We start from the raw sequence: 25983 nt of genomic DNA, 5'->3' as shown, positions 1-25983 counted from the left end.
AGGAATTCCTCCATGGACTTTTCCCGTTTCTTCATCGACAGGCCGATCTTCGCGGCGGTGCTGTCGATCGTGATCTTCGCCGCAGGCCTGATCACGATTCCGATCCTGCCGATCAGCGAGTACCCCGAAGTGGTGCCGCCGTCGGTGGTCGTGCGCACGGTGTATCCGGGCGCCAACCCCAAGGTCATTGCCGAGACCGTCGCCACGCCGCTTGAAGAAGCCATCAACGGCGTTGAAGGCATGATGTACCTGAAGTCGGTCGCCGGCTCGGACGGCGTGCTGCAGATGACCGTCACCTTCCGCCCGGGCACCGACCCGGACGCGGCGGCGGTGAAGGTGCAGAATCGCGTGGCGCAGGCGCAGGCGCGCCTGCCCGAAGACGTGCGCCGGCAGGGCGTGACCACGCAGAAGCAGTCGCCGACCTTCCTGATGGTGGTGCACCTGACCTCGCCGCAAGGCAAGTACGACACCCTGTACCTGCGCAACTACGCACGCCTGCACGTCAAGGACGCGCTGGCGCGTATTCCGGGCGTGGGTGACGCGCAGATCTTCGGTGGCGGCGACTACGCCATGCGCGCCTGGCTGGACCCGGACAAGGTGGCATCGCGCGGGCTGACCGCCAGCGACGTCGTGCGCGCCATGCGCGAGCAGAACGTGCAGGTGTCGGCCGGCCAGCTCGGCGCCGAACCGCTGCCGGACAGCAAGTTCCTGACCCTGATCAATGCCCAGGGCCGGCTGAAGACCGAGAAGGAATTCGGCGACATCGTGCTCAAGAGCGGCACCGATGGCGAGATCGTGCGCCTGTCCGACGTGGCCCGCCTGGAACTGGGTGCGGGTGACTACACCCTGCGTTCGCAGCTGGACGGCAAGAACGCGGTCGGTATCGGTATCTTCCAGTCGCCGGGTGCGAACGCGCTGGAGATTCGTGACCATGTCATCTCGACGATGGACGAGATGCAGAAGACCATGCCGGCCGACGTCAAGTACGAAGCCGTGTATGACACCACCATCTTCGTGCGCGATTCGATCAAGGCCGTGGTCTCCACGCTGCTGGAAGCCATCGCGCTGGTGGTGCTGGTGGTGATCCTGTTCCTGCAGACCTGGCGTGCCTCGATCATCCCGTTGATCGCGGTGCCGGTGTCGGTAGTCGGTACCTTTGCTGCGCTGTACCTGCTGGGCTTCTCGATCAATACGCTGAGCCTGTTCGGCCTGGTGCTGGCGATCGGCATCGTGGTCGACGACGCGATCGTGGTGGTGGAGAACGTCGAACGCAACATCGAGGAAGGGCTGTCGCCCACCGCGGCGGCACACCAGGCCATGCGTGAAGTGTCCGGCCCGATCGTGGCGATCGCGCTGGTGCTGTGTGCCGTGTTCGTGCCGATGGCGTTCCTGTCCGGTGTCACCGGTCAGTTCTACAAGCAGTTCGCGGTCACCATCGCCATTTCCACGGTGATCTCGGCGATCAACTCGCTGACCCTGTCGCCGGCGCTGGCCGCGCGCCTGCTGAAGGCCCATGGCGCACCGAAGGACGGCCCGAGCCGCCTGATCGATCGCCTGTTCGGCTGGGTGTTCCGTCCGTTCAACCGCTTCTTCAAGTCCAGCTCGGAGAAGTACGAGCGTGGCGTGGCCCGCATCCTTGGCCGTCGCGGTGCGGTGTTCGTGGTCTACGCGATCCTGCTGGTCGGTACCGGTGTGATCTTCAAGCTGGTACCGCCGGGCTTCATCCCGACCCAGGACAAGCTGTACCTGATTGCCGGTGTGAAGCTGCCGGAAGGCTCATCGATCGCGCGCACCGATGAAATGCTGCGCAAGGTCGCCAAGATCGCCCAGGAAACCGACGGCGTGGCCCACACCATCTCGTTCCCGGGTTTGAACGCGCTGCAGTTCACCAACACGCCGAACACCGGTGTGGCGTTCATTCCGCTCAAGCCGTTCGCCGAGCGTCATGGCCGTACCGCTGCGCAGATCAATGCCGAGATCAACCAGAAGATCGCCGGGCTGCAGGAAGGCTTCGCCTTCGCGATGATGCCGCCGCCGATCCTCGGCCTGGGTAACGGCAACGGCTACCAGATGTTCATCGAGGACCGTGGCAACCTGGGTTACGGCGCGCTGCAGAATGCCGTGCAGGCGATGCAGGGTACCGTTGCGCAGACGCCGGGCATGGCCTTCCCGATTTCCAGCTACCAGGCCAACGTGCCGCAGCTGGATGCCGAGGTGGACCGCGTCAAGGCCAAGGCACAGGGCGTGCAGCTCACCGAACTGTTCGACACGCTGCAGACCTACCTGGGTTCGGCGTATGTGAACGACTTCAACCAGTTCGGCCGTACCTGGCAGGTGATCGCACAGGCCGACGGTCCGTTCCGCGAGACGGTGGAGGACATCGGCAAGCTGCGTACCCGCAATGACCGCGGCGAAATGGTGCCGATCGGTTCGATGGTCACCATCAAGCAGACCTTCGGCCCGGACCCGGTGCTGCGCTTCAATGGCTACCCGGCTGCGGACCTGGCTGGTGAAGCCGACCCGCGCCTGCTGTCCTCGGCCGAAGCGATGAACAAGCTGACCGAGATTGCCGGCAAGGTGCTGCCGGTGGGCATGACCACCGAATGGACCGACCTGAGCTACCAGCAGGCAACGCAGGGCAAGGCCGCCTTCATTGTGTTCCCGGTGGCGATCATGCTGGCCTTCCTGGTGCTCGCTGCGCTGTACGAGAGCTGGTCGCTGCCGCTGGCGGTGATCCTGATCGTGCCGATGACCCTGCTGTCCGCGCTGTTTGGCGTGTGGCTGACCGGTGGTGACAACAACGTGTTCGTGCAGGTCGGCCTGGTGGTGCTGATGGGCCTGGCGTGCAAGAACGCGATCCTGATCGTCGAATTCGCCAGAGAGCTGGAGATGGGCGGCAAGGGCATCGTTGAAGCCGCGCTGGAAGCCTGCCGCCTGCGCCTGCGCCCGATCGTGATGACCTCCATCGCGTTCATCGCCGGCACCGTGCCGCTGGTGCTGTCGCACGGTGCAGGCGCCGAAGTGCGCTCGGTGACCGGTATCACCGTGTTCGCCGGCATGCTGGGCGTGACCCTGTTCGGCCTGTTCCTCACCCCGGTGTTCTACGTCGCCCTGCGCAAGTTCGTCACCCGCAACGGTGGTGGCCAGCTGGTGCAGCACGGCGAGCCGACCATCCACCACTGACATGGAACCCCGTCGCCGCCGGTCACCGGCCGGCGGCGGCCTCCCCCTCACAAGGCATGAATCCATGAATACCCATCAGAACAAGATCGCGCTGGTCACCGGCGCCACCCGCGGCATCGGTGCCGAGACCGTGCGCCAGCTGGCCCAGGCCGGCGTGCACACGCTGCTGGCCGGCCGCAAGCGCGAGACCGCCGTGGAGCAGGCGCTGAAGCTGCAGGCCGAGGGCCTGCCGGTGGAAGCCATCCAGCTGGACGTGACCGATGCGGCCAGCATCGCCGAAGCGGTCGAGCAGGTGCGCCAGCGCCATGGCCGCCTCGACATCCTGGTCAACAACGCCGGCATCATGATCGAGAACCCGGCGCAGGCGCCGTCGGAGCAGTCGCTCGATACCTGGAAGCGTACCTTCGACACCAACGTGTATGCGCTGGTAGCGGTGACCCAGGCGTTCCTGCCGCTGGTCAAGCAGGCCAAGTCCGGCCGCATCGTCAACGTATCGAGCATGCTCGGCTCGCAGACCCTGCACGCCGACCCGGCGTCGGGCATCTACGATTTCAAGATCCCGGCCTACAACGCCTCCAAGGCGGCGGTGAACAGCTGGACCCTGAGCCTGGCCTACGAACTGCGCAACACCCCGATCAAGGTCAACACCGTGCATCCGGGGTACGTGAAGACCGACATGAACGGCGGCAACGGCGAAATCGAAATCAGCGAAGGCGCACGTTCCAGCGTGGAAATGGCACTGATCGGTGAATCCGGCGCCAGCGGCAGCTTCACCTACCTGGGCGAGGTGCTGCCATGGTGATCCGCACGTTGGCGATGGCCGTCTCCAGCCTGGTGCTGGCGGGCTGTGTCAGCGTCGGCCCGAACTACAAGGCGCCCGTGCAGGAGCCGGTGGTGCTGCAGGGTGCGCAGCAGCCGGTATTCAGCACCACCTCGCCGGTGGCCAGCTGGTGGGCGCAGTTCGATGACCCGGTGCTGGAAGAACTGGTGCACGGTGCCCTGTCGGACAACCTCGATCTGCGCGTGGCGGTGGCCCGCGTCAGCCAGGCCCGGGCGGTGTTCGTCGAAAGCCGTTTCGACCAGGCCCCGCACATCACCGCAGGCGGCAGCTACGACCGCCGCAAGCAACCCGATCCGCAGCTGGGTGGGCAGCGGGTGTTCAGTGAAAGCTACCAGCTCGGCTTCGACGCCGGCTGGGAGCTGGATCTGTTCGGCCGCAAGCGCCGTGCTGCAGAAGCCGCGCGAGCCGACCTCGACGCCGAGCAGGCCAACCTGGCCGATGCACAGGTACTGGTCGCCGCCGAAGTGGCGCGCAACTACTTCGAGCTGCGTGGCACGCAGAAGCGCATCGCCGTGGCCCAGCACACGCTGGAGAACCTGCGCGATACGCAGAAGCTGACCGAGGCGCGCTGGGAGCTGGGCGCCGGCAGCGAGCTGGATGTGCAGAGCAGCCGTGCCCGCCTGAAGGCGATCGAGGCCGACATACCGCTGCTGGAAGTGGCCGAGACGCAGTCGCGCAACCGTCTGGCGGTATTGCTGGGCCAGCGGCCGGAAGTGTTGACGGCAATGCTGGCACCGCATGAAGTGCCGGCCTTCGCCAAAGCGTTGCCACTGGGCGATACCCGTGAACTGCTGCGCCAGCGTGCCGACGTGCGCGTGGCGGAGCGTCGCCTGGCCGCTGCCACGGCACGCGTGGGCGTGGCCACCGCCGATCTGTTCCCGCGGCTGTCGCTGTCCGGCTTCGTCGGCTTCCTCGGTGGCGACGCCAGCGGCCTGGTCAACGGCAACAACAAGGCGTGGTCGCTGACGCCGTCGCTGAGCTGGGCGGCATTCGATTTCGGCACCGTGCGTGCTCGCCTGCGTGCCAGCAAGGCCGAGGCCGAAGGCGTGGCCGCGCAGTACGAGCAGGCGGTGCTGCTGGCGCTGGAAGACACCGAGAACGCACTGACCCGCTACTCCAAGCAACAGGCACGGCTGGCGATCGTGGTCGAGCAGGCACAGGCGGCGCGGCGTGCCGAATCGCTGGCGCAGATCCGCTATCGCGAGGGTTCGGAAGATTTCCTGACCCTGCTTGACGCGCAGCGCACGCAGCTGGCGGCCGATGACGCGTTGGCGGCTGCCGAAGCCGAGGTCAATGTCAGTGTGGTCGGCGTGTACAAGGCGCTGGGCGGCTGGGGTCAGTCGCCGCAGCTACCGAGCGTGGCGCAGGTGCAGTAACCGGCAGGGGACGGAAGCGATGGCTTCCGTCCCCTTGTTCTTTCAGGGCCGATGCCGGGCTGCCACGCGTCCGGCTCGCACGGGGGGCACGCTGCAGGCCACGGTTCGCGACCGCAGTCAGGGTCGCCGTCGCGCATGCTGTGCGCCTTATCACAGTTATGACGCTTCTGACTCTGCCGTAACACGTGTCCACGGTGTAACTAGTGGGGCAGGCTTCTGGGAGGGAAGGTCATGACCGATGGCAAACGAGATACCCGGTGGATGCTGTTCGGTGATCCGGGACCTCACGGTGCCGGGCTGTCGGTGGCGGTCGTGGTGCTGATGGTGCTGGCCACGATGGCTGCTGCGGTGGGCTTCATGCGCCTGCAGGACCCGATGCTGGGGCTGGGCCTGATCGGCATCTCCGTATTTCTGGCGGTCGGTGCCCGCATCTGCCAGGCGCGCAACCAGCATCAGGCGCTGTACCGCCTGTTGTCGCGGCAGCCGCCGCCTTAGCCGCGGCTGCCGTACAGGTTCAGTGCTTCGGCCAGTCCAGCTCGACCACCAGCGGGAAGTGATCCGATGGCAGCACGCCGCCGATGCGGCGGTCATCGGTGAGGAAGCGGCGCGCGTGGAAGCCACGCACCAGCACCCAGTCCAGCTGCACGGTGGCCTTGCCGGTGAAATCGTGGAACGTCAGGCGCGGGCCCTGCGGAGTCTTCACCTGGGTGCGGGTGTCCTGCAGCAGACGGGTGAACGCCTTGTAGGTGTCGCCGCCGGGCTCGCTGTTGAAATCACCGGTCAGCACCACGGGCAGGTCGGCCGGCAGGGTCGCCAGATGCCTGCCGATCAGTTCGGCACCCTTTACCCGGCGCGGCTCGTCTTCGTCGCGGTAGGGCAGGTGGGTGTCCATGAAATAGAAGCGACGGCCATCGTCCAGCCGTCGGAACAACGCCCAGGTGACCATGCGCGGATACAGGTTGCCCCAGGTGATGCTGCCGGGTACGTACGGCGTGTCGGACAGCCAGAAGTTGCCGGACTGTTCGATCGCCAGCACCTTGCTGTCGTAGAACACGCCCATGTGTTCGTCACCGCTGCCACCGCGGCGCCCTTCGCCGAACCAGCGATAGCCGGGCAGGTGCTCGGAGAGGTAGTCAGCCTGTTCCTTCACCAGCTCCTGGGTGCCGATCACCGCCGGGTGCGCATCGAGGATGACCTTGACCATCGCATCGCGGCGATCGGGCCAGCGCTTGCCCGGTTCGGTATCGGCCGGGGTGCGGACGTTGAACGACATCACTTTCAGCGGTGCCGGTGCAGCGGCCAGGGTAACGGCGGGTAGAGCAAGCGCCAGCAGCGCACACAGCGCAGGGCGACGGAGACGCGACAACATCGTGGAATCCCTCCATTCCATGAAAACGGTTTCACGGAGCATGCCATGGAAGGCGAAGGCAGCGGTATGCCGGGATGGGCGGCTGGGAGATGCCGGGCGGGGGATCAACGCCCCGCCCGGCGGACCGCGCAGGGCGATCAGGGGTCGTAGATCATCCCGTTCTCGTCACGGTTGTAATGCCCGGTCACTTCGCGGGTGCCATCGTCGTAGAGCACGTACGACGTGCAGCGCTGGTGGAACACGTTGCCAGCGATGCGGAAGGGCACGCACTCTTCCTGGACCTCGACGACTTCGGCCGCCGCGGTGGTGGCGACCGGGGCCAGCATCGACACGGCCAACACGGCGGCAAACGAACATGCCGACCAACCTTCATGCAGTCTCATCTTCACGCTCCTTGTCGATGGGGGCTTACTTCAGATAGGGGTTGCCGTACTCGTCGATCCAGTACTCGGCTTCGTGCACATTGCCCTGTTCGTCGACATAAGTCTCCGTGCAATGCTGGTGGACGCGGTTGCGATCCACGTTCACGGGTACACACGAGACGCTCGATCCCGGTACTCCGGCATTGGCATCCGCCACCGGACCCAGGGTTGCAGTTGCCACAACCAACGCGGCCATCGTGGCCAGTTGCAGTTTCATGAGCACCATCCCTGCGTTCTGCAATCGCGCACATGCGCATGGCGTGTGTAACACGCGGATCCTGCTGCCGGAAGTGCCCGCCCTGATCAGTCTTCGATCTCGCCGCGTCGGCTGGCAGCGCGTACCGCCTGTGCGGTGGTTGCCACACCCAGGCGCTGGCGCGCGCGACGCAGATGGTTCTCCACGGTGCGCGCCGACAGCCCAAGCGTGGCCGCGATCTCGGCCTGCCGGCGTCCGGCGGCCACCCAGCGAAGCACCTCGCGCTCGCGTGTGCTCAGCGTACGTCCCGAGAGCGCGACGGGCGATTCGGCCAAACGGCGTGCAGCCCGGAATGCTGCGGTTGCAGCAGCATCCAGCTGCAGCCGCGCGCTGGCCGATGCATCTATGGATGTTCCCGCAAAACTGATCGCGCCTTCCAGGCCGCTGGTGCCGAACACCGGCACCTGCAGGCCATGCAGGCCTTCGCCACGCGGCTGCTTCACTACCTGATAGCGTTCGCCGCGAGCGCCCTGGCGCTTGCTCCAGAAGAACGCCGCGTCGCTGTCCAGGACGTGGCGATTGACCGGGCAGGCGTGCAGGTAGCGCGCAAGGTCGGTGTCGCTGCCATCGCCGAGCCAGTCACCCTCGATCCAGTACACGCGTTGCGTGCCGCGCTCCAGGCCGGTGCCGGTGGCGAACACCAGCACGCGGTCATAGCCAAGGGGGGCTGCAATGCCGCGCAGGACCGCACCCACCGCGCTCAGCGAGCGGGCGCGTTCCAGTTCCAGCAGCGCCTGCACCAGTGCTGTCATCCGTATCAGCGCCCGGCCAGTGCATCCAGCAGGGTACGTGCGGCCAGTTTGCCCAGCGCATTGCCGGCCAGCGGACTGTCGCCGGTCAACAGCAGGCGATCCTGCAGCACGCTGCCATCGATGCCGTCGTTGACGATCTGCACGCCCTGCTGCGCCAGGCGTTCACCGAAGAACCAAGGCAGCTGCCCGGGCATGTAGCCGATCTCTGGCGTCTGCCGGTCCATCGCATCGGGGAAGGCGCAGATGCGGTAGCCGCGGAACAGCGCGCCGCCATCGGCCTCGTCGACGCCTGCAGCGAGGAGTGCGGCCGGCCCGTGGCAAAGGGTGATGATGTGGCGTTGTTCGGCCATGGCCCAGTGCAGGACCGATTTCACGGCGCGGCTCTGCGGCAGGCCGATCAGTGCACCATGGCCACCGGGAATGAACACTGCCGCGTAATCCGAATCCGCAGCGAGGCCGGCGACCACCTCGTCCAGCGGCAGCGGCTGGCGGAAGCGGTGTTCATAACGCGCGTACAGTCCGCCGATTTCCTTGTCCTCATGCGGGAACGCCCACCACTCGAACTTGGCGGCGTTGCCGGACAGCGTGGCTACGTCGATGTCGAAGCCGGCCTTGTCCAGGTGGTACATCGGCAGCAGGGTTTCCACCGGATGGTTGCCGGTGGAGAACAGCTGGCCGTTGGCGGTGGGCAGGTAGCGCTCGTCGGCGGCGATCATCAGCACCTTCCAGCGGCCGTCGCGGCGTGCGTCCGGGTAGTCGGCACCGGAAAGGTCGCTCCTGGGCGAGGTGAACTGTGACAGCGAGTAGGGCGACGGGAAGAACGCGTCGCGCTCGGCCGGATCGGGGCTGGGCTGGCGGCTGGGTTCCTGCGTGTTCATGCGGACCTCCATTGGGGAGAAAGTGTGCCCAGCATAGGAGGCCGGGTGCGCAGGCGCGATGAGGGATTCCCCTCAATCGACCGGCCGGAATGCTGCGTCGCGCCACCGGGCCGGTTGGACAGCGGGATTATGTCGTGTTATCTAGCCCGTGCCGGGATAATCCCGGCATAACCACACAGCAAGCAAAGGAATGAAAATGAAGAGATTCGCCCGAGCATTGCGCGTCACTCTGAATATCCATCCGAACGAGAAGAGCAGTGTGTGGAATACCTGGCCGCTCTGGATCGAGTTCTGATCCTGCGGGGCAACCCCGCGATTGAGCGGTAGCAAGACGAAGGGACTCGTCTTTCGAGTCCCTTCCTGCCGGAGACGCACTGCATGCAAGGGATGTCGAATGAAGGCAGCACCATTGCTGCCGAGCGCCTGGCTGCGCGCGTGGAGCGCGAAGGACCGGTGCTGAAACTGGAAACGGGCGGTATCGGGGTGTTCTGCCCGGAGCTGGCCGGCAAGGTCGACAAGGAGAATTCCGAGCACCTGTTCGTGGTCGAGTCGCTGGCCGATCTGTTCCGCCGGCACGAGCGCGTGCGCTGGACCGAAGTACGCAGCCTGATCGCCGCCTGCAGTGCTGAGCTCACCGGGGCGCAGACCCTGGAGGCGCTGCAGTCGCGCATGCGGCAGGCCCTGGACGCACTGTGCGGGCACGAGCTGGATGCCACGCCTGCGGTGTGGAAAGTGATGGCGCATCCGCTGGTGCCGCTGGTGATCGACGGCCTCGACGCGCGCGGTACCGCAGCCATCGAGCGTGCCCTGCATCTGCGCTACAGCACCCAGGTCGAGCAGGTCATCCATCGGCGTCATCTGCTGCGCAACTTTCTCATCGGTCGTGGCGAATCGCGGGCGATCGCCGCCGAACTCAAGCGCCGCGTCCGCAGCGGACGTTCGGCGCTGGACTACGCGCAGTCACTGCTGACCCTGCGCGCGCGCATCGGCCTGGACAAGGTCACCTATCTGGTGACCGTGCAGCTGATCGCCATTTCCGGCGTGCCTGGCATGATGGCCGCCTGCCTGCTGCTGGCGCTGCAGATGCATCCACAATGGCGCCAACGCATCGAGGAGGAATTCGCGCCGCTCTCGGATGCGGAGATCCATGCACTGCCGATCGCCAGGATTCCCTGCACCATGCGCTTCCTGAAGGAAGTGATGCGACTGTATTCCACGCCCTTCAACAACCGTCGCGTGGCCGCCTGCGACCTGCAGGTGGAAGGGCAGGCCATCGCCGAAGGCACAGTGTTCGAACTGAGCTCGTTCATCCAGCATCGCTCGGCGAAGTACTGGGATGACCCGCTGCAGTTCGATCCCGACCGCTGGCTGCCCGAGCGCCGCAAGCGCACCGCCGGCATCTATGTGCCTTACGGTTTCCCCTCGCGCTCCTGCGTGGGATCGGCGGTGGGGAATGCGCAACTGGTGTTGCTGTGCGCGCTGTTGGCACGCGAATTCCGTTTCACCCCCAGCGCCGCCTTCCAGCCTGAGGTGCGCATGGAGGGCTTCGCCATTCCGGCGGCGCTGCACGGCACCTTCTCGCGGCGCGCGCCGACGGCCTGATCCGCAGGAAAGATCGGTTACTTTCCCGCTCGCCCGTGTTCCTGCATGTCCTCATGCAGGATCCGGCGCAGCTCGACGATGGCCGGCGTAGCTTCCTGCACGCTGTGCCCGGACACGATCACCTTCTCCGACGCCGCGTGCGGCAGGTGCGAGCTCCAGTACGGCACCAGCCCGTCGTCGGTCTTTTCCAGCGGGCCCTCGGCCTTGGCGCGCGCGATGATCGAGTGGTAGTGCACCTTCGGCGACATCGGCAGGTCGGCCACGGCGCGGACGAACGGATCGTCCTTGTCGAGGTTCTGGATGCTGTTCATCTGGTAGCCGTGCTTGCCGTCATTGCGGTCGATCTGACCGTCGTTGGCGATGGTGGCCACGTCTTCCAGTACCGTCAGGGGCAGCCGCACCAGGCGTCCGATCCAGCGGCCCAGGCGGGTGCCCGCCACGTCGGTACCGCGGTGTGGCGTAGCGATGAACACCACACGCGACACTTCCGGTTCCGGCAGGAAGGTCAGCACCGGCGCGCCCTTGGTGCGCAGCAGTTCGCGCTGTGCGGGCGTCATCTGCGCGGTGGCGAGCAGGGTATCGACCAGGTGGTCGCCCGAGGAAGAGATCATCAGCCGAGCGATAACGCCGCCCATGCTGTGCCCCACCAGCACCATGTCATGCGAGGCCTGCGCCTTGCCGCTGGGGTCGAAGTGCCTTAACACTTCGGCCAGCGTACGACGCATCGCATCGTGGCTCATCGCGATGGGCATGTTGGTGGGGTAGTAGAACTGCCAGATCTGGAAATCCTGGCGGATCTCGTCGTCACGCATCAGTTCGTTGGCAACGTTCACCCAGGCTTCCGGGCTGCTGGCCAGGCCATGGATCATCAGCAGCACGCGGCGGTTCGGATCGTAGGGCTGCATCATGTACAGATGCGGTGTTTCGATGCCGCCCTTGCCGCCGAACAGCGAGCGCAGCGACTGGTGGCTGAAGTTGGAGCGGGCCAGCCACAATGCATAGCCGGCGGTGAAGTTCGCGGCCAGCGGCACTTGCTGTCCGTGCAGGGTCACTTCCGTGACCTGGTAGGGATCGTGGATCTCCAGTTCCGGCTCGTCATCGTGCAGCACTTCCCACAGGTTCTTCCCGGAGAAGCGCAACAGCACCGTCATCGATGGCGAGGGCATCTCGCTCCAGCTCTGCGTGGCCGAAGCGCTGGCCTGCGCGGCAGGGGGCGAGGTGGTCGAGGCGGTCGCTGGATCGTCCATCACCGCCACCAGCTCGGCACCGAAGCCATCGCGGCGATGCACGCTGCGCAGCGTGCCGGTGAACGACAGCGAGGCTGCGGGAACCAGCTCGCTCGGCGTGCGTGTTTCCAAGGGCGATGCGTCTGTGGGCGGCGCCAGCACGAAGGTCCAGCGACCCAGCGTCAGGTGGCTGGCATCATTGCGTACGCGCCCGGTCGCATACGCGTTGTACAGCTGCACCGATGCCTCCTGCACAGCCAGGTTGTAATAGTCGCGCACCTGGGTCTGGCGGTCTTCGAAGCCACGCTGGTTGGCCGTGCGTTCGGTGAAGAAAAGATAGGCGTAGGCCTGCCGCGCCACCTGCATCCACGCGTCCAGGCGCGGCTGGAAGTCGGCATCCAGTTCGGTGATGGCGGTCTTGGCGCGGCCCGAAGCCGAGTACTCGCGCTTTGGCGCGGGCAGGGTCATCGCGTACTGCAGCCACAGTTCGGCCAGGCTTGAACGCTTGTCTTCCTCGCGCACCAGGATGCTGGCTTCCATCGCCTCGATGCAGGGCAGGCCGGGCTTGGCGCAGAGGCCTTCATCGAGGCCGGCCACGCGCAGCGTTTCCATCGTGGCCGAGCTGAGCTTGCCGGTGGTGAGGATGTCACCCCGCTTGAGCGCGATGTACTGGCCCGGCGTGACCGAGGCGACCTGCACCGATGGACCGAACTGGCGCAGCGTCGCGCAGCCGCCCAGGCCGAGCAGCACGATAATGATGAGGGTCGTGCGGCCGATGAAGCCCAAGCCCGTGGTAGCCATTCGATCCTCCTGCGCGGTGGCGCCACTCTAGCGGTTGGCCTGTCAAAGCGGAAGATACCGGGCGGTCGGTTTGGGCCCCTGGGCCGCTGCCATGCAAGCGATTCAGGCAGGTTCGTGTGACACTGGGGTGAATGGAGCGATGCAGGGACTGCGATGAGGTGGCTTGAGACCCGGATCCCGCCGCCGCTGGTGATGTTGTTGTGCGCAGGCCTCGGCTGGCTGGGCAGCCGACTGTGGCCGGGTGCGATGTTGCCTCTGCCGGTGCCGGCAGTGCTGGCCACCGGGGTGGTGGCCATCGGCGTGATGTTGAACCTGCTGCCGAAGCTGGCGTTCCAGCGCGCGCGTACCACGGTCAATCCGCTGCGCCCGTCGGCATCGAGCGCGTTGGTCACGCGCGGCGTGTACCGCTACACGCGCAATCCGATGTATCTGGGCCAGGCGACGGTCCTGGCCGGCGCGATGTTGTACCTGCAGAGCGCGATCGCGTTGCTGGCTGTGCCGTTGTTCGTGCTGTACATCACCTGGCTGCAGATCATGCCGGAGGAGCGGGCGTTGCTGGCCCGCTTCCCCGAGGTGTATCCGTTGTTCCGCCAACGCGTGCGGCGTTGGCTGTAGCGCAGGTGGTGCCGTTACCGGGTGATCTGGCACTTCACGGCAGCGGAATAGCCTTCGTAGTCGTCGCCTGCGATCACGTGCAGGGTGTGTCGCTTGTCGATGGCCTTCACGTATGAAGGCTCCTCGGTGTTGGCGTGCTCGTTGACCGTGGTCACTGACCACGCCTTGGCCAGTCGCTTGGAGTCAACGCCGTTCAAGTAGACGAAGAGGCTCTTCTCGCCCTCGGCCACGTTCACATCAGCACTGGTGACGGTACCGCCGAACAGGGCGACCGGCGTGTCCTCCGGCTCGAAGGTGCCACCCGGTTTCCTGGCCAGGCCAGCGGCCTGCAGTGCATCGATGGCGTCGGCCTCGCTGAAGTTCGATCCGGCCTTGCAGGCCAGCAGGGCCTCCAGCGTGGCGGTGCCAGCGGGCGCGATGGCCGGTGCGGCGGCGTGCGCGGCCGGAGTCGCGGCGAATGCGCCGAAGAGCAGTGCGAGGGCGAGGGGGGCTTTCATGGCAGGTCCTTCTGTTGAGAGCAGGCAACGCGTGCGGCGATATTGGCACATGCTCCGCGGCAGGAGGTGCAGGTTTCAAGTACCCGCGCTCCTGCCCAAGCCATCCACAGGTTTTTTACACCTCAAGGGAATGAACTCTGTGAACCGAACTGGCCCCGTCGCTCAGACACCACCTGCGTAAGCGCTGTTCCCGCCGCTGGGCGGCGCTTTCATCGTCTTTCCCATCATCGCGTCTGTGATGATGGATCCGGGTCCTGTTGCAGACGCCAGGATGGTCCTCATGATCCTGGCAGGGGACGAGGAACCTCAAGCGCGACAAGGTGTAGGGGTGGGTTGCCGGCATGCGCTGATGAAGGAGGGTGACGGCGGGAAACAAAAAAGCCGGAACTCCGTTGCGGGAGATCCGGCTTCTTGCGGCCTCGACAGGCCATACAGATGGTGGAGGTGGGCCCTACCGCAATATGAACGTAAGTTGTTGATGGTGAAGGTGGTTGGTGCTGGTGTCGGAAACCGATACCCCCAGCAATACCCCCACTCTATGCAGCCTTGGCGGGTTCAATTCCATCCCGCTCGGCAACCCGTGCGGCCTGCCAGGCGTCCACCTCAGCCTCGACCCAGCCTACCGCGTTGCCGCCGAGCGGCACAGGCGCAGGGAAGGTGCCGGCACTGATCCGGTCGTAGATCGTGGTCTTTCCCAAACCCGTGCGGCGCCTGACCTCGGGCATCTTGATGAAAACGAGCGGCTCAGTAGCCATGGTGTCCTCCTTCAGATCGAAGCCAGCGCCGCGCGCTGGGTCTTGGCTTTGCGCTCGGCCAGGCCGAGCTGGAACTGCAGGACGTTGTCGGCCGCCGCAGCCGCCGCGGGCGGGCGCGCGCTGCGCTCTGGCCGGTTGAGCCGTCGCCACGCTGCGATGGCCTTGTCGGGATCGGCGTGCTTGCTGGTCGACCTGCAGGCGCACTCGACCAAGTGGCCACCGCCGGCGGAGGCGCAGCGCTTGTCGTGGATGTGGCGCGCTCGGTGGCCGGCGGCGCAGTTCGGCAACCCTTGCGGGTGGCTGATATGTTCCTGGGTCATGGCTTCTTGCACTCCGGGTAATGGGCCTCAAGCTGCTCGATCAGGAAGGCAGCTTGCTTGGCCCGGTGTTCGCGGTCGTAACGGTTGAGGGCGCCAGGTCCGGCGTCACGCAGCCACCGCAAGGGCTGAAGCAGCCAACGGGGATCGAATGGCAGCTTTGCGCGCGGGTCAACGGGTGTGGGTAGCGGCATGCAGTCGGGCCCGGCCCAGTCCTCGGGATCGCCGCACCTGGTGCAGGTGCCGCCCTTGAAGTGGTGGTCGCGTTCGGGCTGGATGACGCGCGGGGTTTCCCACAGAGCGCGCACGACCCACCCCCGCTTCGGGGCGTGATAGAAGTGCTCAGGGGTAGCAGTCACCCAGCACCCTGGCCCCACGTCGCTCTTGTTGCGGTACTCCCAGCGCACGGGCGGTTGTGAGTACAGATCCTGCAGGAGGATGTCTCCCCACTCCCGAACCTGGTCCGCCGAGATCGGCGCGCCGGCGGCGCCCAGGCGGCGCATGGTGGTGACGACCGCTGCGACACGTGACGATGCCTTGGTGGCCTCGACAACGGTGGCGGGGGAAACGGGCAGTGATGCGGTCATGCGAATAGGTCCAGTTGGGCCGGCAGTGCAGCTGCGCGCGGTGGTGCCGGCAGCGGTGCGGGGGCGGTAGCGCGCAAACGCGCGCGCTGAGCGGCGTTGAACGAGAACCAGTAGCCAAGGCCATTCCTCCGCGCTCGCGCCTCGCTGAGGAAGACGCGCGCTGTGTGCTTGGCCCGTGCAGCGGCGAGCAACTGGTCAGTCACAGTCAGCGTCCCTCGGAGTCGCGGGCATGGCAGAATGCGCGAGATTCCACAGATGGAACTGTAGATGTCCGACTTCCAGTACCTGACTCCCTGCTTCGAGGCGACCGCCTCCTGCAATCTCGATTGGGCCGCAGTTTCCGCTATCGGCGGATGGGCTGCTGCGATCGCCACGCTGGCGGCAGTGATAGTTGCCTTGAAGGCCGCCGGAGCACAGGTTGAAGCAGCCAAACGGGCTGTGACCGCCGAGCGAGAAAAGGCAGAGGCAATTCAGCAGCGAGAGTGGGATGCGACGAAACAAGCGCAGCGCACGATAGCGACACAACTGGCTCGCGCTTTTGCCAGGGAGCTTGCGTATGCAAAGCGGGCGCTGGTGCCTAAGCTCCTTACCTGGAGCCCTTTCATTACAGAAGAGATTGCTTCTTCTACTGTTGCAAGTTTTGCGGCCCGTACGCCGCTCAACGACCTCGTCTTTCTGCGCAGTTGTGCCGATCGACTGCAAGGTTTCGACGATAGAGATGCATTCTTGCTCCTGTCTGTGCTGACGACTTGGCAGTTTTTCAATCAAAGTCCGGGCGTAGAACCTTCCGTTATCGAGTCGAAAGCTCAGGAACATTGGAGGGAAATGGCGTACCCCAGAGTAAAATTTGGGCTCGACCTGCTCGATCTTATTGATTCTGCGATAGAAGCGATGGAGCGTTATAGCGTCGGCCATGCTGAAGCCGCGATAGGCGATATGGAACGGTTGACCGCTCGCTCGGAGGCTGGGTTGAAAATTCTGCGAGCGGAAATGGCGGCTGCGCCGGAGGCTAAGGCCGCCGAGCCGGAGGAAAGTGCAAACGGCTAATCTAGCCATTGCCCACCGCTTGGCTGTCGATCACGTCCAGCAGCTCGCGCAGTGTCTCGCGCTCGGTGCTGTTTGGATGGGACAAACCCAGCGAAGTCATGACGGCCGGACGGAAGCGTTCCAGGTCCACGGCCTGCGCGGGCGGAGCGGCGTAGAGCGATTGCACCTCAACGTCACTTTCGTACATTGGGCGTTCGCGGTGGTACATCCATATGCCCACTCGATCCGATTCAATGTACCGCGAACGGTACCCCACCGGCTCCCCCACCGGCTGGCGGGCGGCGAGGGCGGCGCGGATCACGGCGACGTGGCGATCCACCGTTGCTGCGTCGTCGCTACAGAACGCAGCCAGATCATCCAGCGCCTTCAACGCATCCCCCTGCCCCCCCGGGGAGGGCTGGGCGGAGAGGGCAGAGGTAGCCGCGTCCAATGCTGCGGTGCGCGACGGGCTGCCGGCATCGGTGAACCGGGTACGCAGCTCCTGCAGCACCAGAACATGCGCATTGCGGCGCAGCTCGGTGGTGCTGATGGCCTGATCCTCCAGCCTCACCCTCCCACCGGGCTTCACGTCCGCCAGGGTCTTCTTTTCGTTGCTCATGCCTGCATGTCCTTGCTGTTGGTGGAGCGCACGCTGTGCGCGGCGAGGTGTTCCCAGCGTTCGGCCTCGCCCACGTAGTACGCGTGGCGTTCCTGCCGGACGGTGGCGGTGAACTGCACGTCGTGCAGTGCGCGTTCGGCGGCCGCGCGGTTGGCCGCTGCCATGCGGGCTGGGCCGTGGTCGAAGATGTCGAGCTGGTTACGCACGCTGGACTCCTGGAATGGGTTGCCGGCTGGTGGAATCCGGCCGGCGCGGGTTCCCTGCCCTACAGGGGGCGAGCGCAGGGCAGGGATCAGTGGGTGTCGTCGGCGGAGAGCGGGCCGCGCTGTCGTTCATCGCTGCGGCGCTGCATCTCGGCCTTGAACGCCGGCCAGCTGGTTTGGAGGTCTTCCCAGCAGCGCCAGGCGAAGAACACGGCGCCGATGGCGCAGGCGAGGGCGATGGCGTCGACCTGGTTGCGCAGGGCCCAAGCGAGCAGGGGGAGGAGCAGGCCGACTGCGACCGCGCAGTAGAAGGGCAGGGCCAGGTGGCGCATTACTCGGTCTCCTGTGCGGCGGCAGGCTCGGCCGGCGCGGGCGCCGGGCTGACGGGCGGGGTGATGGGCGGGATGCCGACGGTCATGGCGGCGAAGAAGTCGTGGTCGGTCACGCGGCTGCTCCTTCGGCGATGTGGCTGTCCACCGCCTTTGACGCGAGCCAGAGTGGCATCGAGATCCGCCGTGCGGGTGTGGATCAATGCCTCGGGGCCCCGATCACTTCAACGTCGAGGTGCGCCCTGTGAGCGAGCCGGTGGCCGAGGCGGGCTGGTATCTGGCCTACGGCTACGGGATCAAGCCGCTTGTGGTCTACGCCACGCGCGGTATGACGGTCTGGACCTACGACCTGGGCGCGACTGGCACCAGCTGGCCGACCACGGAAGGACGTGCCGGCGGCACGTGTGTGCGCTTCGATCCGGGGGCCATCAACTACGTTGATGGCTACCCGGCCGGCATCTACCTGTTCGGCTCGCCTGGTGAGACGGTCGAATGGTGGGTGTTTGCCGAGCCTCAAGGCGCTCCCAGCAACGTCGGCTTGAAGATCTACAACGCTGCTCAACAGCTGATGTTCGACGCCGGCAAGAAGGTGGCCAGGGTGGTAGATCTCAGGGCTGGGCCAGGAAATGGCAACTGGCAGGGCAACATCGGGATGCCTGCCGGTGGACGGAAGTGGGCCGTCCTGCCGCTGGTCAATGCGTTCTCCTCAGTAATGACCTTCACCCGTGCAGGCGCTGGTGGCCCGGATCAGTACTGGCAGCGCGAGAACGTCAGCGTGGCAGGCGGAGCGGTGCTGGGCGATAAGGTAGTACTGGGCATGACCCCGCAGTCAATGCGGCAGTACGGTCCATACACCGGCACGCAGGTGCCGGCCGGCTACACCGTGGCCTCTCAGAACGCGGCCATGGCTGTGATGGACATGACCGGCTACTGATTGGCGACTGGGTTATCTGGCCAGGTCATCACGGCCGCCACACGCTGGGTTAGCCAGATTGCGCCCATGTGCTACTCCGCCCAGATCACCGCCGCCTATCAGAAGCTGGTCAGGATGACCGGCGCCACCCTGTCGCTGCAGGAGTTCGCCGCGCTCTACGCACACGACCCGGGCAAGAAGCGGCCCAAGACGCCGAAGGCCATGGATGACGCCTTCCGGGCCGGCGCGAGCCCAGCGGAGTTGGCGGTGTGGGCCGAGGTCGAGCAATGGAACAGGGCCGAGGCCGCCATCCTGGAGCAGGAACTGTTCGCCAATCGCAAGCGGCTGGCCGACGCTGAGCGCGCGCTGCAGGTGAAGGAGACGAAGAAGGCCCGGGAGGACGTGCGGATCGCCGGCAACAAGATTGAGCGGGCGAAGGCGCGGCTGGCGGACCTGCAACGCGTTGAGCCGAAGGACCGCGACAGCCGCATATTTCCCGGCGTCTACGCCCCGGTGATCGTCTCCGAGGGCGGGAAGCTGGTCATCAAGCCGATGCGCTACCAGTGCCGCCTGGCTGGCAAGCCGGCCAACTACGACCAGCGCTTCCCCGGCACCTACAACGCCCGTCGCGACAGCCTGGAGAAGTTCTGGGCGCCGGCGTTCGGACACACCCACGGCCTGATGGTGGTCGACACGTTCTACGAGAACGTCGAAGGCCCGGACGGGAAGAACCAGGTGGTGCAGTTCACCCCGCGCACGGGCGAGCCGATGCTGGTGGCGTGCCTGTGGTCGCACTGGAAGGATCCGGCTGGCAAAGAGCCGGATCTGCTGTCGTTTGCCGCCATCACCGACGACCCCGAGCCCGAGGTGGCCGCCGCCGGCCACGACCGGACCGTCATCAACATCAAGCCCGAGCACGTGGATGCCTGGCTCAACCCGGATCCGGCCAATCTGGCTGCGCTGTACCGGGTCTTCGACGACAAGCGGCACCCGTTCTATGAGCACCGGTTGGCGGCGTAGGCATGTGCAGTCACAGCTGATGGTTGCTAACTACCCCCTAATGGCTCGTGTGACAGGCCTACCGAACCGATCGGCTGGTGTGTCGAGCTAAGACGTGGATGCGACAAAAAATGCCTTCCGTAGCTCAGTGAATTGGCGCAAACGAATATTTCAAAGACTTCAGGTGCTCATGGAGCTTCTCGATTGTTCCCAAGTCTCGCAAAGTTGGAGTGCCCATAACTCTGGCTATCGCCTGCCGCACCATCCATCGGAACTCCTCAACGTCGGACGGGCTGACGTTGTTCTTGCCGGAATGGGCGATGGCGGATCTAGTGCTGTAGTGATCCTTCAACCTCTTCTCTAAAGATATACGGGTCTTCAGGTCATCGCCTAGGATGCACGCTACTGATTCTGATATCGAGCTCAAAATAGATGGGCTAATTATGGACTTTTCATTTGATGTGAATAATACCTCTAGGGCAATTGCGGCCTTAATAAATGCACTCGCTTTGTCGCTTTCTAGATAAGAGTCTCCAAGCCACTTCGCGGCGTTCATGAGGCGTTGGTGGAGGGCTGGGGTGCTTGAATTCTTAGTCGCATTCCAGAGCAAATTCATTCCGGTCTCTTCTTTCCGGAAGTGTTCGTCATCCAGTGGTAGCGACTGTATTGATCCCTTCCAGGCAAATTGTTGAGACAGTGGGCGTCCGTCCGAGAAAATGTAGGCGTTCTCGCTGTATCTGCCATGAGCGCCAAATACGTTAACCTCGAAGTGTGTATTGGGGCCGACCATAAAGCGAACTAGGCGTTCAAATACCTCAAATTGCTCGTCGGCTTTTTGCTTGGCGCGCTCAATTGTTTTTGCTTCGACATTAATTCCTATCAGGTACTCTGCGTGGCCATCGATTTGTGGATCCACCTCGGCATTGGGATGAATGTGGTTTTTGTGAAGTTTATAGTTGTAGATAATAAATGGGCCGAGCGTCAGTGGTCCTGAGCTGTTGGCAAGGTGTGCTCCATGAAGCTCTCTTGTTACCAGGCAGGAGAATGTTTTCTCGCTCTCAAGTGTCTTCAAGAACTCTTTAAGCTCGCTGTCTGTTGGCGGGTCTTCATTTTGTACAGATTTAAAGAAATTGCTGACTACTCGCTTTTCGAAATCGGCGTAGTCGTAGTCGTGGGCTGCTTTTGATTCGTGTGCAGCACGGCTGCATTCCACATATCTTGATGCACCTGCGGTTTCAACGTGGATGCCGTCTGCTTGAAATCCCCACGATTTAAATGAATTCTCGTCGTCATGGCCGATTCCTCCCGGGCGTAGCAGCGAAACCATCTCCCTCAGGTTGTCAATAGTTTTCCTTTCAGCGTTCACTTAGTCGTGCCTTTTTGATGTTCGGACTTTGGAGGACCCGGTGCTCGGATTGCAATTTCTCGACGTGCGGCCTTTAACGCTGTCGCATTATGCATATGATGAGCAACGGGAGCGTGTCTGAGGCGAATTCTCTCGATTGGTACGCTTCTCGACGTCTTAGGTGACCGCTCTGTTCGCAGGATCTGCGATGGCTGTTCGTATCCTTCCCCCCATGCAGTCCTCCCACGGCTCCCGCAGCGCCCCGATTCGTTCTGGCTGGGTCCAGACGGGTGAGCGCTGGGCGCTTTGGTACATCGGCCGGGAGACGGCTGGCGTCGAACTCGATGGTAGTCCTGGGGTGCGCTTATGGCTGGAAGGCCACAAATTTTGGGAGGTGAAGGAAGTGCGCGCGGTCAACGTCCGGCAGGCGAAGCGGTACGCTGAGCGCTGGTGTGCGGCCAGGCTCTACCCTGATCTGCCCCTGCGCCAGGCGGTTGCCCGGCTGACCGATAGCACGCCGATCGAACCGGAGCCCCCGCTGCCCGGCCTGCCGCCGACCCGTGAGCAGCAGCAACAGGCCCGGCGTCTGGCCGAGGCTGGGGCGAAGGAGGTCGAGCGGATCAAGGCAGCGCTTGAACCACGCAAGCCGCCGGCAGAGACCAAGCCCCGAGCGAGGGACGTCCGCACCAAGGCGTGGGTGAGGGCAGGGCTGCAGCAGATGCAGCGCGGCGTGTAGGCATCATCCAGCCCGCAGCTTCACCACGTTGCCATCGCGTAGGCCATCGAGGTAATCCGCCCAGACCTGCATCATCCGCACGCGCTCCTGCAGGTGCGATGTGCGGTTGTAGGCCCGGCCGTTGGGATCCTTCACCGCGTGAGCAAGCTGGTGCTCGATGATGTCCGGGCGGAAGTGCAGGACCTCGTCCAGAATGGTACGAGCCGTCGCGCGGAAGCCGTGGCCGGTCATCATCGTGCGGTCGTAACCCATGTTGCGCAGCGCTGCAGTAACGGCGTTCTCCGACATCGGGCGTTTGGCATCGCGGGCGCCAGAGAACACCCACTTGTGCCGGCCGGTAATCGGCTTGATGTCCTCCAGGATCTGCAGCGCCTGCCTGGACAGCGGCACCAGGTGCGCAGCAAGCATCTTCATCTTGCTGGCAGGGATGGTCCACACGGCCGCGTCGAGGTCGAACTCCTCCCATTCCGCATGCCGCAGTTCGCCAGGACGCAGGAACACCAGCGGCGCCAGCCGCAGCGCCGCCCGGGTGATGGCAGATCCGCCGTATGCCTCGATGGAGCGCAGCAGGCCACCCAGCTGCACGGGGTCGGTAATCGCTGTGTGGTGGGCTTCCTTCGGCGGCGCGAGCGCTCCCTTCAGGTCGGCAACCGGGTTTCGCTCGGCCCGGCCAGTGGCCACGGCGTACCGCATGATCTGGCCGCAGTTCTGCATGATCCGGTGCGCGGACTCGATCGCGCCGCGGTCCTCGATGCGCCGGGCCACCCGGAGGAAGTCAGGCGCGGTGAGGTCGGCGACAGAGCGTGACCCAATCCAGGGGTACACGTCGTTCTTCATCCAAGCTTCGACCTTCTCCGCATAGCTGGACACCCAGGGGCGTGTGGCCAGCCACTCATTGGCGATGGTCTCGAAGCTGTCCGAGCCCAAGGCGGATTGGGCGAGGGCAGCGGCCTTCTTCTGCGCGCCCGGGTCGACGCCTCGGGCCAGCAGCCGGCGGGCTTCGTCGCGGGCCTCGCGCGCGCGCGCCAGGGAGACATCCGGGTACAGGCCGATCGACAGCAGCTTCTCCTTGCCGGCGACGCGGTACTTCCAGCGCCAGCTGCGCGCGCCGGTCGGGGTGAGGTAGAGGTACAGGCCGCCACCGTCGGTGATTTTCTGCGGCTTGTCGCTGGGCTTGGCGCGCCTGATGGCTGCGTCGGTCAGAGGCATTGGGGGTATCGCTTCAGTGGGTGCGGTCGGATACCCCTTGATATACCCCCACCGTCTCATGGATTGAAACGGATTGCCCCGGTCAGCTGCGGACAATAAAAAAGCCCGGAAACCCTTGTGATGCGGGGGTTTCCGGGCTTCTCCGGTCCTTGACGAACCGTTCGTTGGTGGAGGTGGGCGGAATTGAACCGCCGTCCGAAGGCACTCCATCCCCAGCACTACATGCTTAGCTCACCGTTGGATCTCGTCCCCGAACAGCACGGCGTGCAAAGCGCATCCGGGAACCAGCCTGTTGTGTTCTAGTGCCGGACTGACAGGCAGCCACCCAGCGCGATTCCATGATAGTGACTCTACACCGCGAGCATGGACACAAGCGGTTTCGAGGCTTAGGCCTTAAGCGGCCAGAGCGTAGTTGTCGTCGTTGGCAACTAGAGTTTTGCAGCTGGATTTACGAGGAAAGCTACCCCCTCGGCATGCGCCAGGCGACTTCACAACCCCCGTCGAAACCAATGCACCCCCGGTTTCTACAGTGCTGCAAGGTACAGGGCCGATCCCGCGTTGCCACGGTCAGAGCCTGCCCAACGCTGGTAATGCTACGGCAAAACGCCTGAACAGTCACCTTGGCATCCGCAACAAGTTGTAGAGCCGCCGTCATAGCGGATTGGTAACGTCATTGGCACGAATTTGCGACACACTGGCGACGACCATCCGAGCCAGGACAGATACGGAGACTGTGGGTGACCGATGCAAGCCAACAACGCAGCCTGCGACAGCTGATCGGCCCGGTCGGTGCCGATTACCAGCGGCGGGCGTTGCCGCCAGGCTGGGTCTGGGCGGTGCTGGCGCTGCTGCTGGCGGCCACCTGGCTGACTGAGCTGCCGGCGACGGCAGCTGCGGCACTCGTCGCCAGCGCGGTGGTGGTGCATTGGTCACAGCGCGGGCGCATCCATTGGCTGGGCTGGCGCCTGCCGGGCCTTGCGGTGCTGGCGGCCCTGCTGTGGGGTCCGGAAGTGCTGTCGCAGTGGTTCGAGCATGGCCTGGCCGTGGTCCTGATGTCGCTGGCCAGTCTCAGTATCGGTGTCCACGTATGGCAGTCGCGGCAGATGGCCCGCCAGCTGCAGGGCGCTGCCGATCTGCTGGATGATGCCCAGCTGCTGGCGCTGTTGCCTGCCGATGCCGCCGAACTGGCCCGGCAGTGGCGCGCAGGTGATGATCGCCATGCGCCGGAACTGGCGGTGGTGATGCACCTGGCGGTGATGCATGCGGCGCTGGCGCCGCGCATGCGCGGGCAGGGCATGCTGGCGGGCTGACCCGCCTTTTTTACAGCCGAGCCTGCGCTCGGCTGCCCTTCTTGCCGAAGCCGAGCATGGCTCGGCGCTACAGCCTTACGCGTCGCGGTTGCCGCGACGCATCACGCGCTGCTTCTCGATCGCCCAGTCGCGGTCCTTGGCGGCGTCGCGCTTGTCGTGGGTCTGCTTGCCCTTGGCCAGCGCGACTTCGAGCTTGATCTTGTTCTTGCTCCAGTACATCGCGGTGGGCACGATCGTGTAGCCATCGCGCTCGACCTTGCCGACCAGCTTGTCGATCTCGCTCCGGTGCAGCAGCAGCTTGCGCTCGCGCCGGTCGTTGGCCACCACGTGGGTGGAAGCCTGGATCAACGGGGTGATCTGCGCGCCGATCAGGAAGATCTCGCCGCGCTTCACGTAGGCGTAGGCGTCGATGATGTTGCCGCGGCCAGCGCGGATCGACTTCACCTCCCAACCCTGCAGGGCCAGGCCGGCCTCGAAGCGCTCTTCGATGTGGTACTCGTGGCGGGCACGCTTGTTCAACGCGATGGTCTTGTTGGCCGTCGCGCTCTTTGCTTTATCCTTGCCGCTGTTCTTGCTCATTTCCGTATTGTCTCCGATTCGGGCCCGCCCGGTCGATTGCCGAAACGTCCTGTATTCATGCCTACTATCCGCCGCAGCGCCCTGGTCGAGCATTCGTCCGCTCGCATGTTCGATCTGGTCAACGATGTCCAGGCCTATCCGCGCCGCTTCCGCTGGTGCTCGGCTGCCCAGATCCTGGAGCAGGGCGAGGACCGGCTGGTGGCGCGTCTTGACCTGGGCCTGGGTTCGTTCAGCACCTGGTTCCAGACCGAGAACATCCTGCAGCGCCCGCACAGCATCGATATGCAGCTGCGCGACGGCCCGTTCAAGCAGCTGCACGGCCGCTGGGAGTTCCATGCGCTGGCCGAGGATGCCTGCAAGGTCACCCTCACCCTGGAATTCGAACCCAGCTCGCGCCTGCTCGGTCCGGCCCTGGCGATCGGCTTCCAGGGGCTGGCCGATCGCATGGTCAATGATTTCGTCCGCGTCGCCGACGAGGCCTGATCGATGATCGAGGTCGAAGTGGTGCTGGCCTGGCCGCAGCGGGTGCTGTCGCGCCGCTTGCAGCTGGAAGAGGGTGCGACCGTCGCCGACGCCATTGCCGCCGCCGCGCTTGAAGGCAGTGCCGATTGTCCGGCCGCCGCCGTGCATGGCGTGCTGGCACGTCCACAGCAGGCGCTGCTGGACGGGGACCGCATCGAGCTGCTGCGCCCCCTGCTGGCCGATCCCAAGGACAACCGCCGGCGTCGCGCGCTCGGCGGTTGATCCCGGCAACCCGTCCCTGCGGACGGGCAGGAGCCTCAGCGGCCCTTCTTCTTCTTGTCCTTCGGCAGGTTGCGGCCGAACTGGCGCACGGTCTGCTGGGCCAGGGCCTTGTCGTTGCCCGGGAAGTAGTCGCCTTCCCAACGGGTCACGGCGTCATTCTCGAAGAACACCACGAAGTTCTTCACTTCGGTACGGCCCAGGCGGTTCACGCGCTGGCTGGAGGTGTAGTCCCAGCGCTGGGCGTGGAACGGGTCGGGAATGGACGGGGTGCCCAGCAGCGCGGTGACCTGCTGCTTGCTCTGCCCGACCTGCAGCTTGGCCACGGCATCTTCCCGGATCAGGTTGCCCTGATAGATGGGTTGCTTGTAGATGATGCCGCACCCGGTGGTGGACAGGGCGACGGCGGCGACCAACAGGAGATTGCGCATCGGGACTGGCGGTTGGGGAAATCAAACCGATGATACACTCCCGGCGTGCCACCGCGACCCAATCCG

General features: G+C 64.8%; 30 protein-coding genes and 1 other RNA gene. 13 read left to right on the top strand and 18 right to left on the bottom strand.

Going from position 1 to position 25983, the window contains the following annotated elements; genetic code table 11:
• Positions 1-12 precede the first annotated feature (12 nt).
• From AC5P8Z_RS01135 to AC5P8Z_RS01120, 4 genes are all read left to right on the top strand, one after another.
• A complete protein-coding gene (locus AC5P8Z_RS01135) occupies positions 13-3183 on the top strand; it encodes an efflux RND transporter permease subunit (protein WP_286071660.1) in 3171 nt (1056 codons plus the stop codon).
• Between the two features lie 64 nt (positions 3184-3247).
• Positions 3248-3985, top strand: a complete 738-nt coding sequence (locus AC5P8Z_RS01130) for an SDR family oxidoreductase (protein ID WP_006433769.1) — start codon at positions 3248-3250, stop codon at positions 3983-3985.
• A complete protein-coding gene (locus tag AC5P8Z_RS01125; protein WP_495227846.1) occupies positions 3979-5400 on the top strand; it encodes an efflux transporter outer membrane subunit in 1422 nt (473 codons plus the stop codon). Before AC5P8Z_RS01130 ends, AC5P8Z_RS01125 begins: the two co-directional genes overlap by 7 nt.
• A gap of 231 nt (positions 5401-5631) precedes the next feature.
• Positions 5632-5895, top strand: coding sequence for a hypothetical protein (locus AC5P8Z_RS01120; RefSeq protein ID WP_495227845.1), 264 nt, complete (start codon positions 5632-5634; stop codon positions 5893-5895).
• A 19-nt stretch (positions 5896-5914) separates the two neighbouring features.
• On the opposite strand, the gene AC5P8Z_RS01115 is transcribed toward AC5P8Z_RS01120, so the two are convergent.
• The 5 genes from AC5P8Z_RS01115 to hchA form a co-directional block, all read right to left on the bottom strand.
• The gene (locus AC5P8Z_RS01115) at positions 5915-6769 is read right to left on the bottom strand and encodes an endonuclease/exonuclease/phosphatase family protein (protein WP_295567741.1); all 855 of its coding nucleotides are present in this window, start codon (positions 6767-6769) and stop codon (positions 5915-5917) included.
• A 137-nt stretch (positions 6770-6906) separates the two neighbouring features.
• Positions 6907-7152: a hypothetical protein gene (locus AC5P8Z_RS01110; protein ID WP_295567743.1), complete on the bottom strand. Its 246-nt coding sequence runs from the start codon at positions 7150-7152 to the stop codon at positions 6907-6909.
• Positions 7153-7177: 25 nt separating this feature from the next.
• Positions 7178-7408, bottom strand: coding sequence for a hypothetical protein (locus AC5P8Z_RS01105; RefSeq protein ID WP_295567744.1), 231 nt, complete (start codon positions 7406-7408; stop codon positions 7178-7180).
• Positions 7409-7494: 86 nt separating this feature from the next.
• A complete protein-coding gene (locus AC5P8Z_RS01100) occupies positions 7495-8199 on the bottom strand; it encodes a PA1136 family autoinducer-binding transcriptional regulator (protein WP_295567746.1) in 705 nt (234 codons plus the stop codon).
• A gap of 5 nt (positions 8200-8204) precedes the next feature.
• Entirely contained in the window at positions 8205-9077 is an 873-nt protein-coding gene (gene hchA, locus AC5P8Z_RS01095; protein ID WP_495227842.1) for a glyoxalase III HchA, read from the bottom strand.
• A gap of 378 nt (positions 9078-9455) precedes the next feature.
• Here hchA and AC5P8Z_RS01090 point away from each other — a divergent pair, with 378 nt between their 5' ends.
• Positions 9456-10679, top strand: a complete 1224-nt coding sequence (locus AC5P8Z_RS01090) for a cytochrome P450 (RefSeq protein WP_286071669.1) — start codon at positions 9456-9458, stop codon at positions 10677-10679.
• Positions 10680-10696: 17 nt separating this feature from the next.
• Here the strand turns inward: AC5P8Z_RS01090 and AC5P8Z_RS01085 are convergent, their stop codons facing one another.
• Complete coding sequence (locus AC5P8Z_RS01085; RefSeq protein WP_295567753.1) at positions 10697-12706, bottom strand: esterase/lipase family protein; 2010 nt, start codon at positions 12704-12706, stop codon at positions 10697-10699.
• 153 nt (positions 12707-12859) lie between these two features.
• Between AC5P8Z_RS01085 and AC5P8Z_RS01080 the strand changes: the two genes are divergently transcribed.
• Entirely contained in the window at positions 12860-13321 is a 462-nt protein-coding gene (locus AC5P8Z_RS01080; RefSeq protein ID WP_286071671.1) for a methyltransferase family protein, read from the top strand.
• 14 nt (positions 13322-13335) lie between these two features.
• Here AC5P8Z_RS01080 and AC5P8Z_RS01075 read toward each other — a convergent pair whose 3' ends face one another.
• The 4 genes from AC5P8Z_RS01075 to AC5P8Z_RS01060 all read right to left on the bottom strand — a co-directional run bounded on the left by AC5P8Z_RS01075 (position 13336) and on the right by AC5P8Z_RS01060 (position 15477).
• Positions 13336-13818 carry a hypothetical protein gene (locus tag AC5P8Z_RS01075; protein ID WP_495227839.1) on the bottom strand — a complete coding sequence of 161 codons (483 nt, stop codon included), beginning with the start codon at positions 13816-13818 and terminating at the stop codon, positions 13336-13338.
• Positions 13819-14354: 536 nt separating this feature from the next.
• On the bottom strand, positions 14355-14573 hold the full coding sequence (locus AC5P8Z_RS01070) for a helix-turn-helix transcriptional regulator (protein ID WP_478428110.1): 219 nt from the start codon (positions 14571-14573) through the stop codon (positions 14355-14357).
• A gap of 11 nt (positions 14574-14584) precedes the next feature.
• Positions 14585-14893 carry a hypothetical protein gene (locus AC5P8Z_RS01065; RefSeq protein WP_495227838.1) on the bottom strand — a complete coding sequence of 103 codons (309 nt, stop codon included), beginning with the start codon at positions 14891-14893 and terminating at the stop codon, positions 14585-14587.
• A complete protein-coding gene (locus tag AC5P8Z_RS01060) occupies positions 14890-15477 on the bottom strand; it encodes a hypothetical protein (protein ID WP_495227836.1) in 588 nt (195 codons plus the stop codon). Before AC5P8Z_RS01060 ends, AC5P8Z_RS01065 begins: the two co-directional genes overlap by 4 nt.
• Before the next feature lie 267 nt (positions 15478-15744).
• Here AC5P8Z_RS01060 and AC5P8Z_RS01055 point away from each other — a divergent pair, with 267 nt between their 5' ends.
• On the top strand, positions 15745-16524 hold the full coding sequence (locus tag AC5P8Z_RS01055; RefSeq protein ID WP_495227835.1) for a hypothetical protein: 780 nt from the start codon (positions 15745-15747) through the stop codon (positions 16522-16524).
• A gap of 1 nt (position 16525) precedes the next feature.
• Here AC5P8Z_RS01055 and AC5P8Z_RS01050 read toward each other — a convergent pair whose 3' ends face one another.
• The 3 genes from AC5P8Z_RS01050 to AC5P8Z_RS01040 form a co-directional block, all read right to left on the bottom strand.
• On the bottom strand, positions 16526-17122 hold the full coding sequence (locus AC5P8Z_RS01050) for a hypothetical protein (protein WP_495227833.1): 597 nt from the start codon (positions 17120-17122) through the stop codon (positions 16526-16528).
• Entirely contained in the window at positions 17119-17328 is a 210-nt protein-coding gene (locus AC5P8Z_RS01045) for a hypothetical protein (protein ID WP_495227832.1), read from the bottom strand. The genes AC5P8Z_RS01050 and AC5P8Z_RS01045 overlap by 4 nt, the downstream gene beginning before the upstream one ends.
• A gap of 86 nt (positions 17329-17414) precedes the next feature.
• Positions 17415-17657 (bottom strand): hypothetical protein, encoded by a 243-nt coding sequence (locus AC5P8Z_RS01040; protein ID WP_495227831.1) that lies wholly within the window; start codon positions 17655-17657, stop codon positions 17415-17417.
• 241 nt (positions 17658-17898) lie between these two features.
• On the opposite strand from AC5P8Z_RS01040, the gene AC5P8Z_RS01035 reads away from it, so the two are divergent.
• Both AC5P8Z_RS01035 and AC5P8Z_RS01030 read left to right on the top strand, forming a co-directional pair.
• On the top strand, positions 17899-18588 hold the full coding sequence (locus tag AC5P8Z_RS01035) for a hypothetical protein (protein WP_495227829.1): 690 nt from the start codon (positions 17899-17901) through the stop codon (positions 18586-18588).
• A gap of 66 nt (positions 18589-18654) precedes the next feature.
• Entirely contained in the window at positions 18655-19587 is a 933-nt protein-coding gene (locus AC5P8Z_RS01030) for an SOS response-associated peptidase family protein (protein ID WP_495227828.1), read from the top strand.
• 124 nt (positions 19588-19711) lie between these two features.
• Here the strand turns inward: AC5P8Z_RS01030 and AC5P8Z_RS01025 are convergent, their stop codons facing one another.
• Positions 19712-20932 carry a hypothetical protein gene (locus tag AC5P8Z_RS01025; RefSeq protein ID WP_495227827.1) on the bottom strand — a complete coding sequence of 407 codons (1221 nt, stop codon included), beginning with the start codon at positions 20930-20932 and terminating at the stop codon, positions 19712-19714.
• A gap of 187 nt (positions 20933-21119) precedes the next feature.
• On the opposite strand from AC5P8Z_RS01025, the gene AC5P8Z_RS01020 reads away from it, so the two are divergent.
• Positions 21120-21647: a hypothetical protein gene (locus AC5P8Z_RS01020; RefSeq protein WP_495227825.1), complete on the top strand. Its 528-nt coding sequence runs from the start codon at positions 21120-21122 to the stop codon at positions 21645-21647.
• A 3-nt stretch (positions 21648-21650) separates the two neighbouring features.
• Here the strand turns inward: AC5P8Z_RS01020 and AC5P8Z_RS01015 are convergent, their stop codons facing one another.
• Together AC5P8Z_RS01015 and ssrA are read right to left on the bottom strand one after the other, a co-directional pair.
• On the bottom strand, positions 21651-22856 hold the full coding sequence (locus AC5P8Z_RS01015; RefSeq protein WP_495227824.1) for a tyrosine-type recombinase/integrase: 1206 nt from the start codon (positions 22854-22856) through the stop codon (positions 21651-21653).
• A 165-nt stretch (positions 22857-23021) separates the two neighbouring features.
• Positions 23022-23375, bottom strand: a transfer-messenger RNA (tmRNA) gene (gene ssrA, locus AC5P8Z_RS01010).
• 218 nt (positions 23376-23593) lie between these two features.
• On the opposite strand from ssrA, the gene AC5P8Z_RS01005 reads away from it, so the two are divergent.
• The gene (locus tag AC5P8Z_RS01005; RefSeq protein ID WP_286071674.1) at positions 23594-24166 is read left to right on the top strand and encodes a hypothetical protein; all 573 of its coding nucleotides are present in this window, start codon (positions 23594-23596) and stop codon (positions 24164-24166) included.
• Positions 24167-24241: 75 nt separating this feature from the next.
• Here the strand turns inward: AC5P8Z_RS01005 and smpB are convergent, their stop codons facing one another.
• Complete coding sequence (gene smpB / locus AC5P8Z_RS01000) at positions 24242-24745, bottom strand: SsrA-binding protein SmpB (protein ID WP_286071675.1); 504 nt, start codon at positions 24743-24745, stop codon at positions 24242-24244.
• Between the two features lie 57 nt (positions 24746-24802).
• Here smpB and AC5P8Z_RS00995 point away from each other — a divergent pair, with 57 nt between their 5' ends.
• On the top strand, positions 24803-25228 hold the full coding sequence (locus AC5P8Z_RS00995; protein WP_286071676.1) for a type II toxin-antitoxin system RatA family toxin: 426 nt from the start codon (positions 24803-24805) through the stop codon (positions 25226-25228).
• Between the two features lie 3 nt (positions 25229-25231).
• Positions 25232-25489, top strand: a complete 258-nt coding sequence (locus tag AC5P8Z_RS00990) for an RnfH family protein (RefSeq protein ID WP_075674726.1) — start codon at positions 25232-25234, stop codon at positions 25487-25489.
• Positions 25490-25524: 35 nt separating this feature from the next.
• Here the strand turns inward: AC5P8Z_RS00990 and AC5P8Z_RS00985 are convergent, their stop codons facing one another.
• Positions 25525-25917, bottom strand: a complete 393-nt coding sequence (locus AC5P8Z_RS00985) for an outer membrane protein assembly factor BamE (protein ID WP_014036847.1) — start codon at positions 25915-25917, stop codon at positions 25525-25527.
• Positions 25918-25983 lie beyond the last annotated feature (66 nt).

This window comes from Stenotrophomonas sp. YJH_SMC_17 (assembly GCF_059371655.1).
The sequence above is the reverse complement of the archived record's forward strand: the minus strand, read 5'-3'. Positions and strand labels throughout refer to the sequence as shown.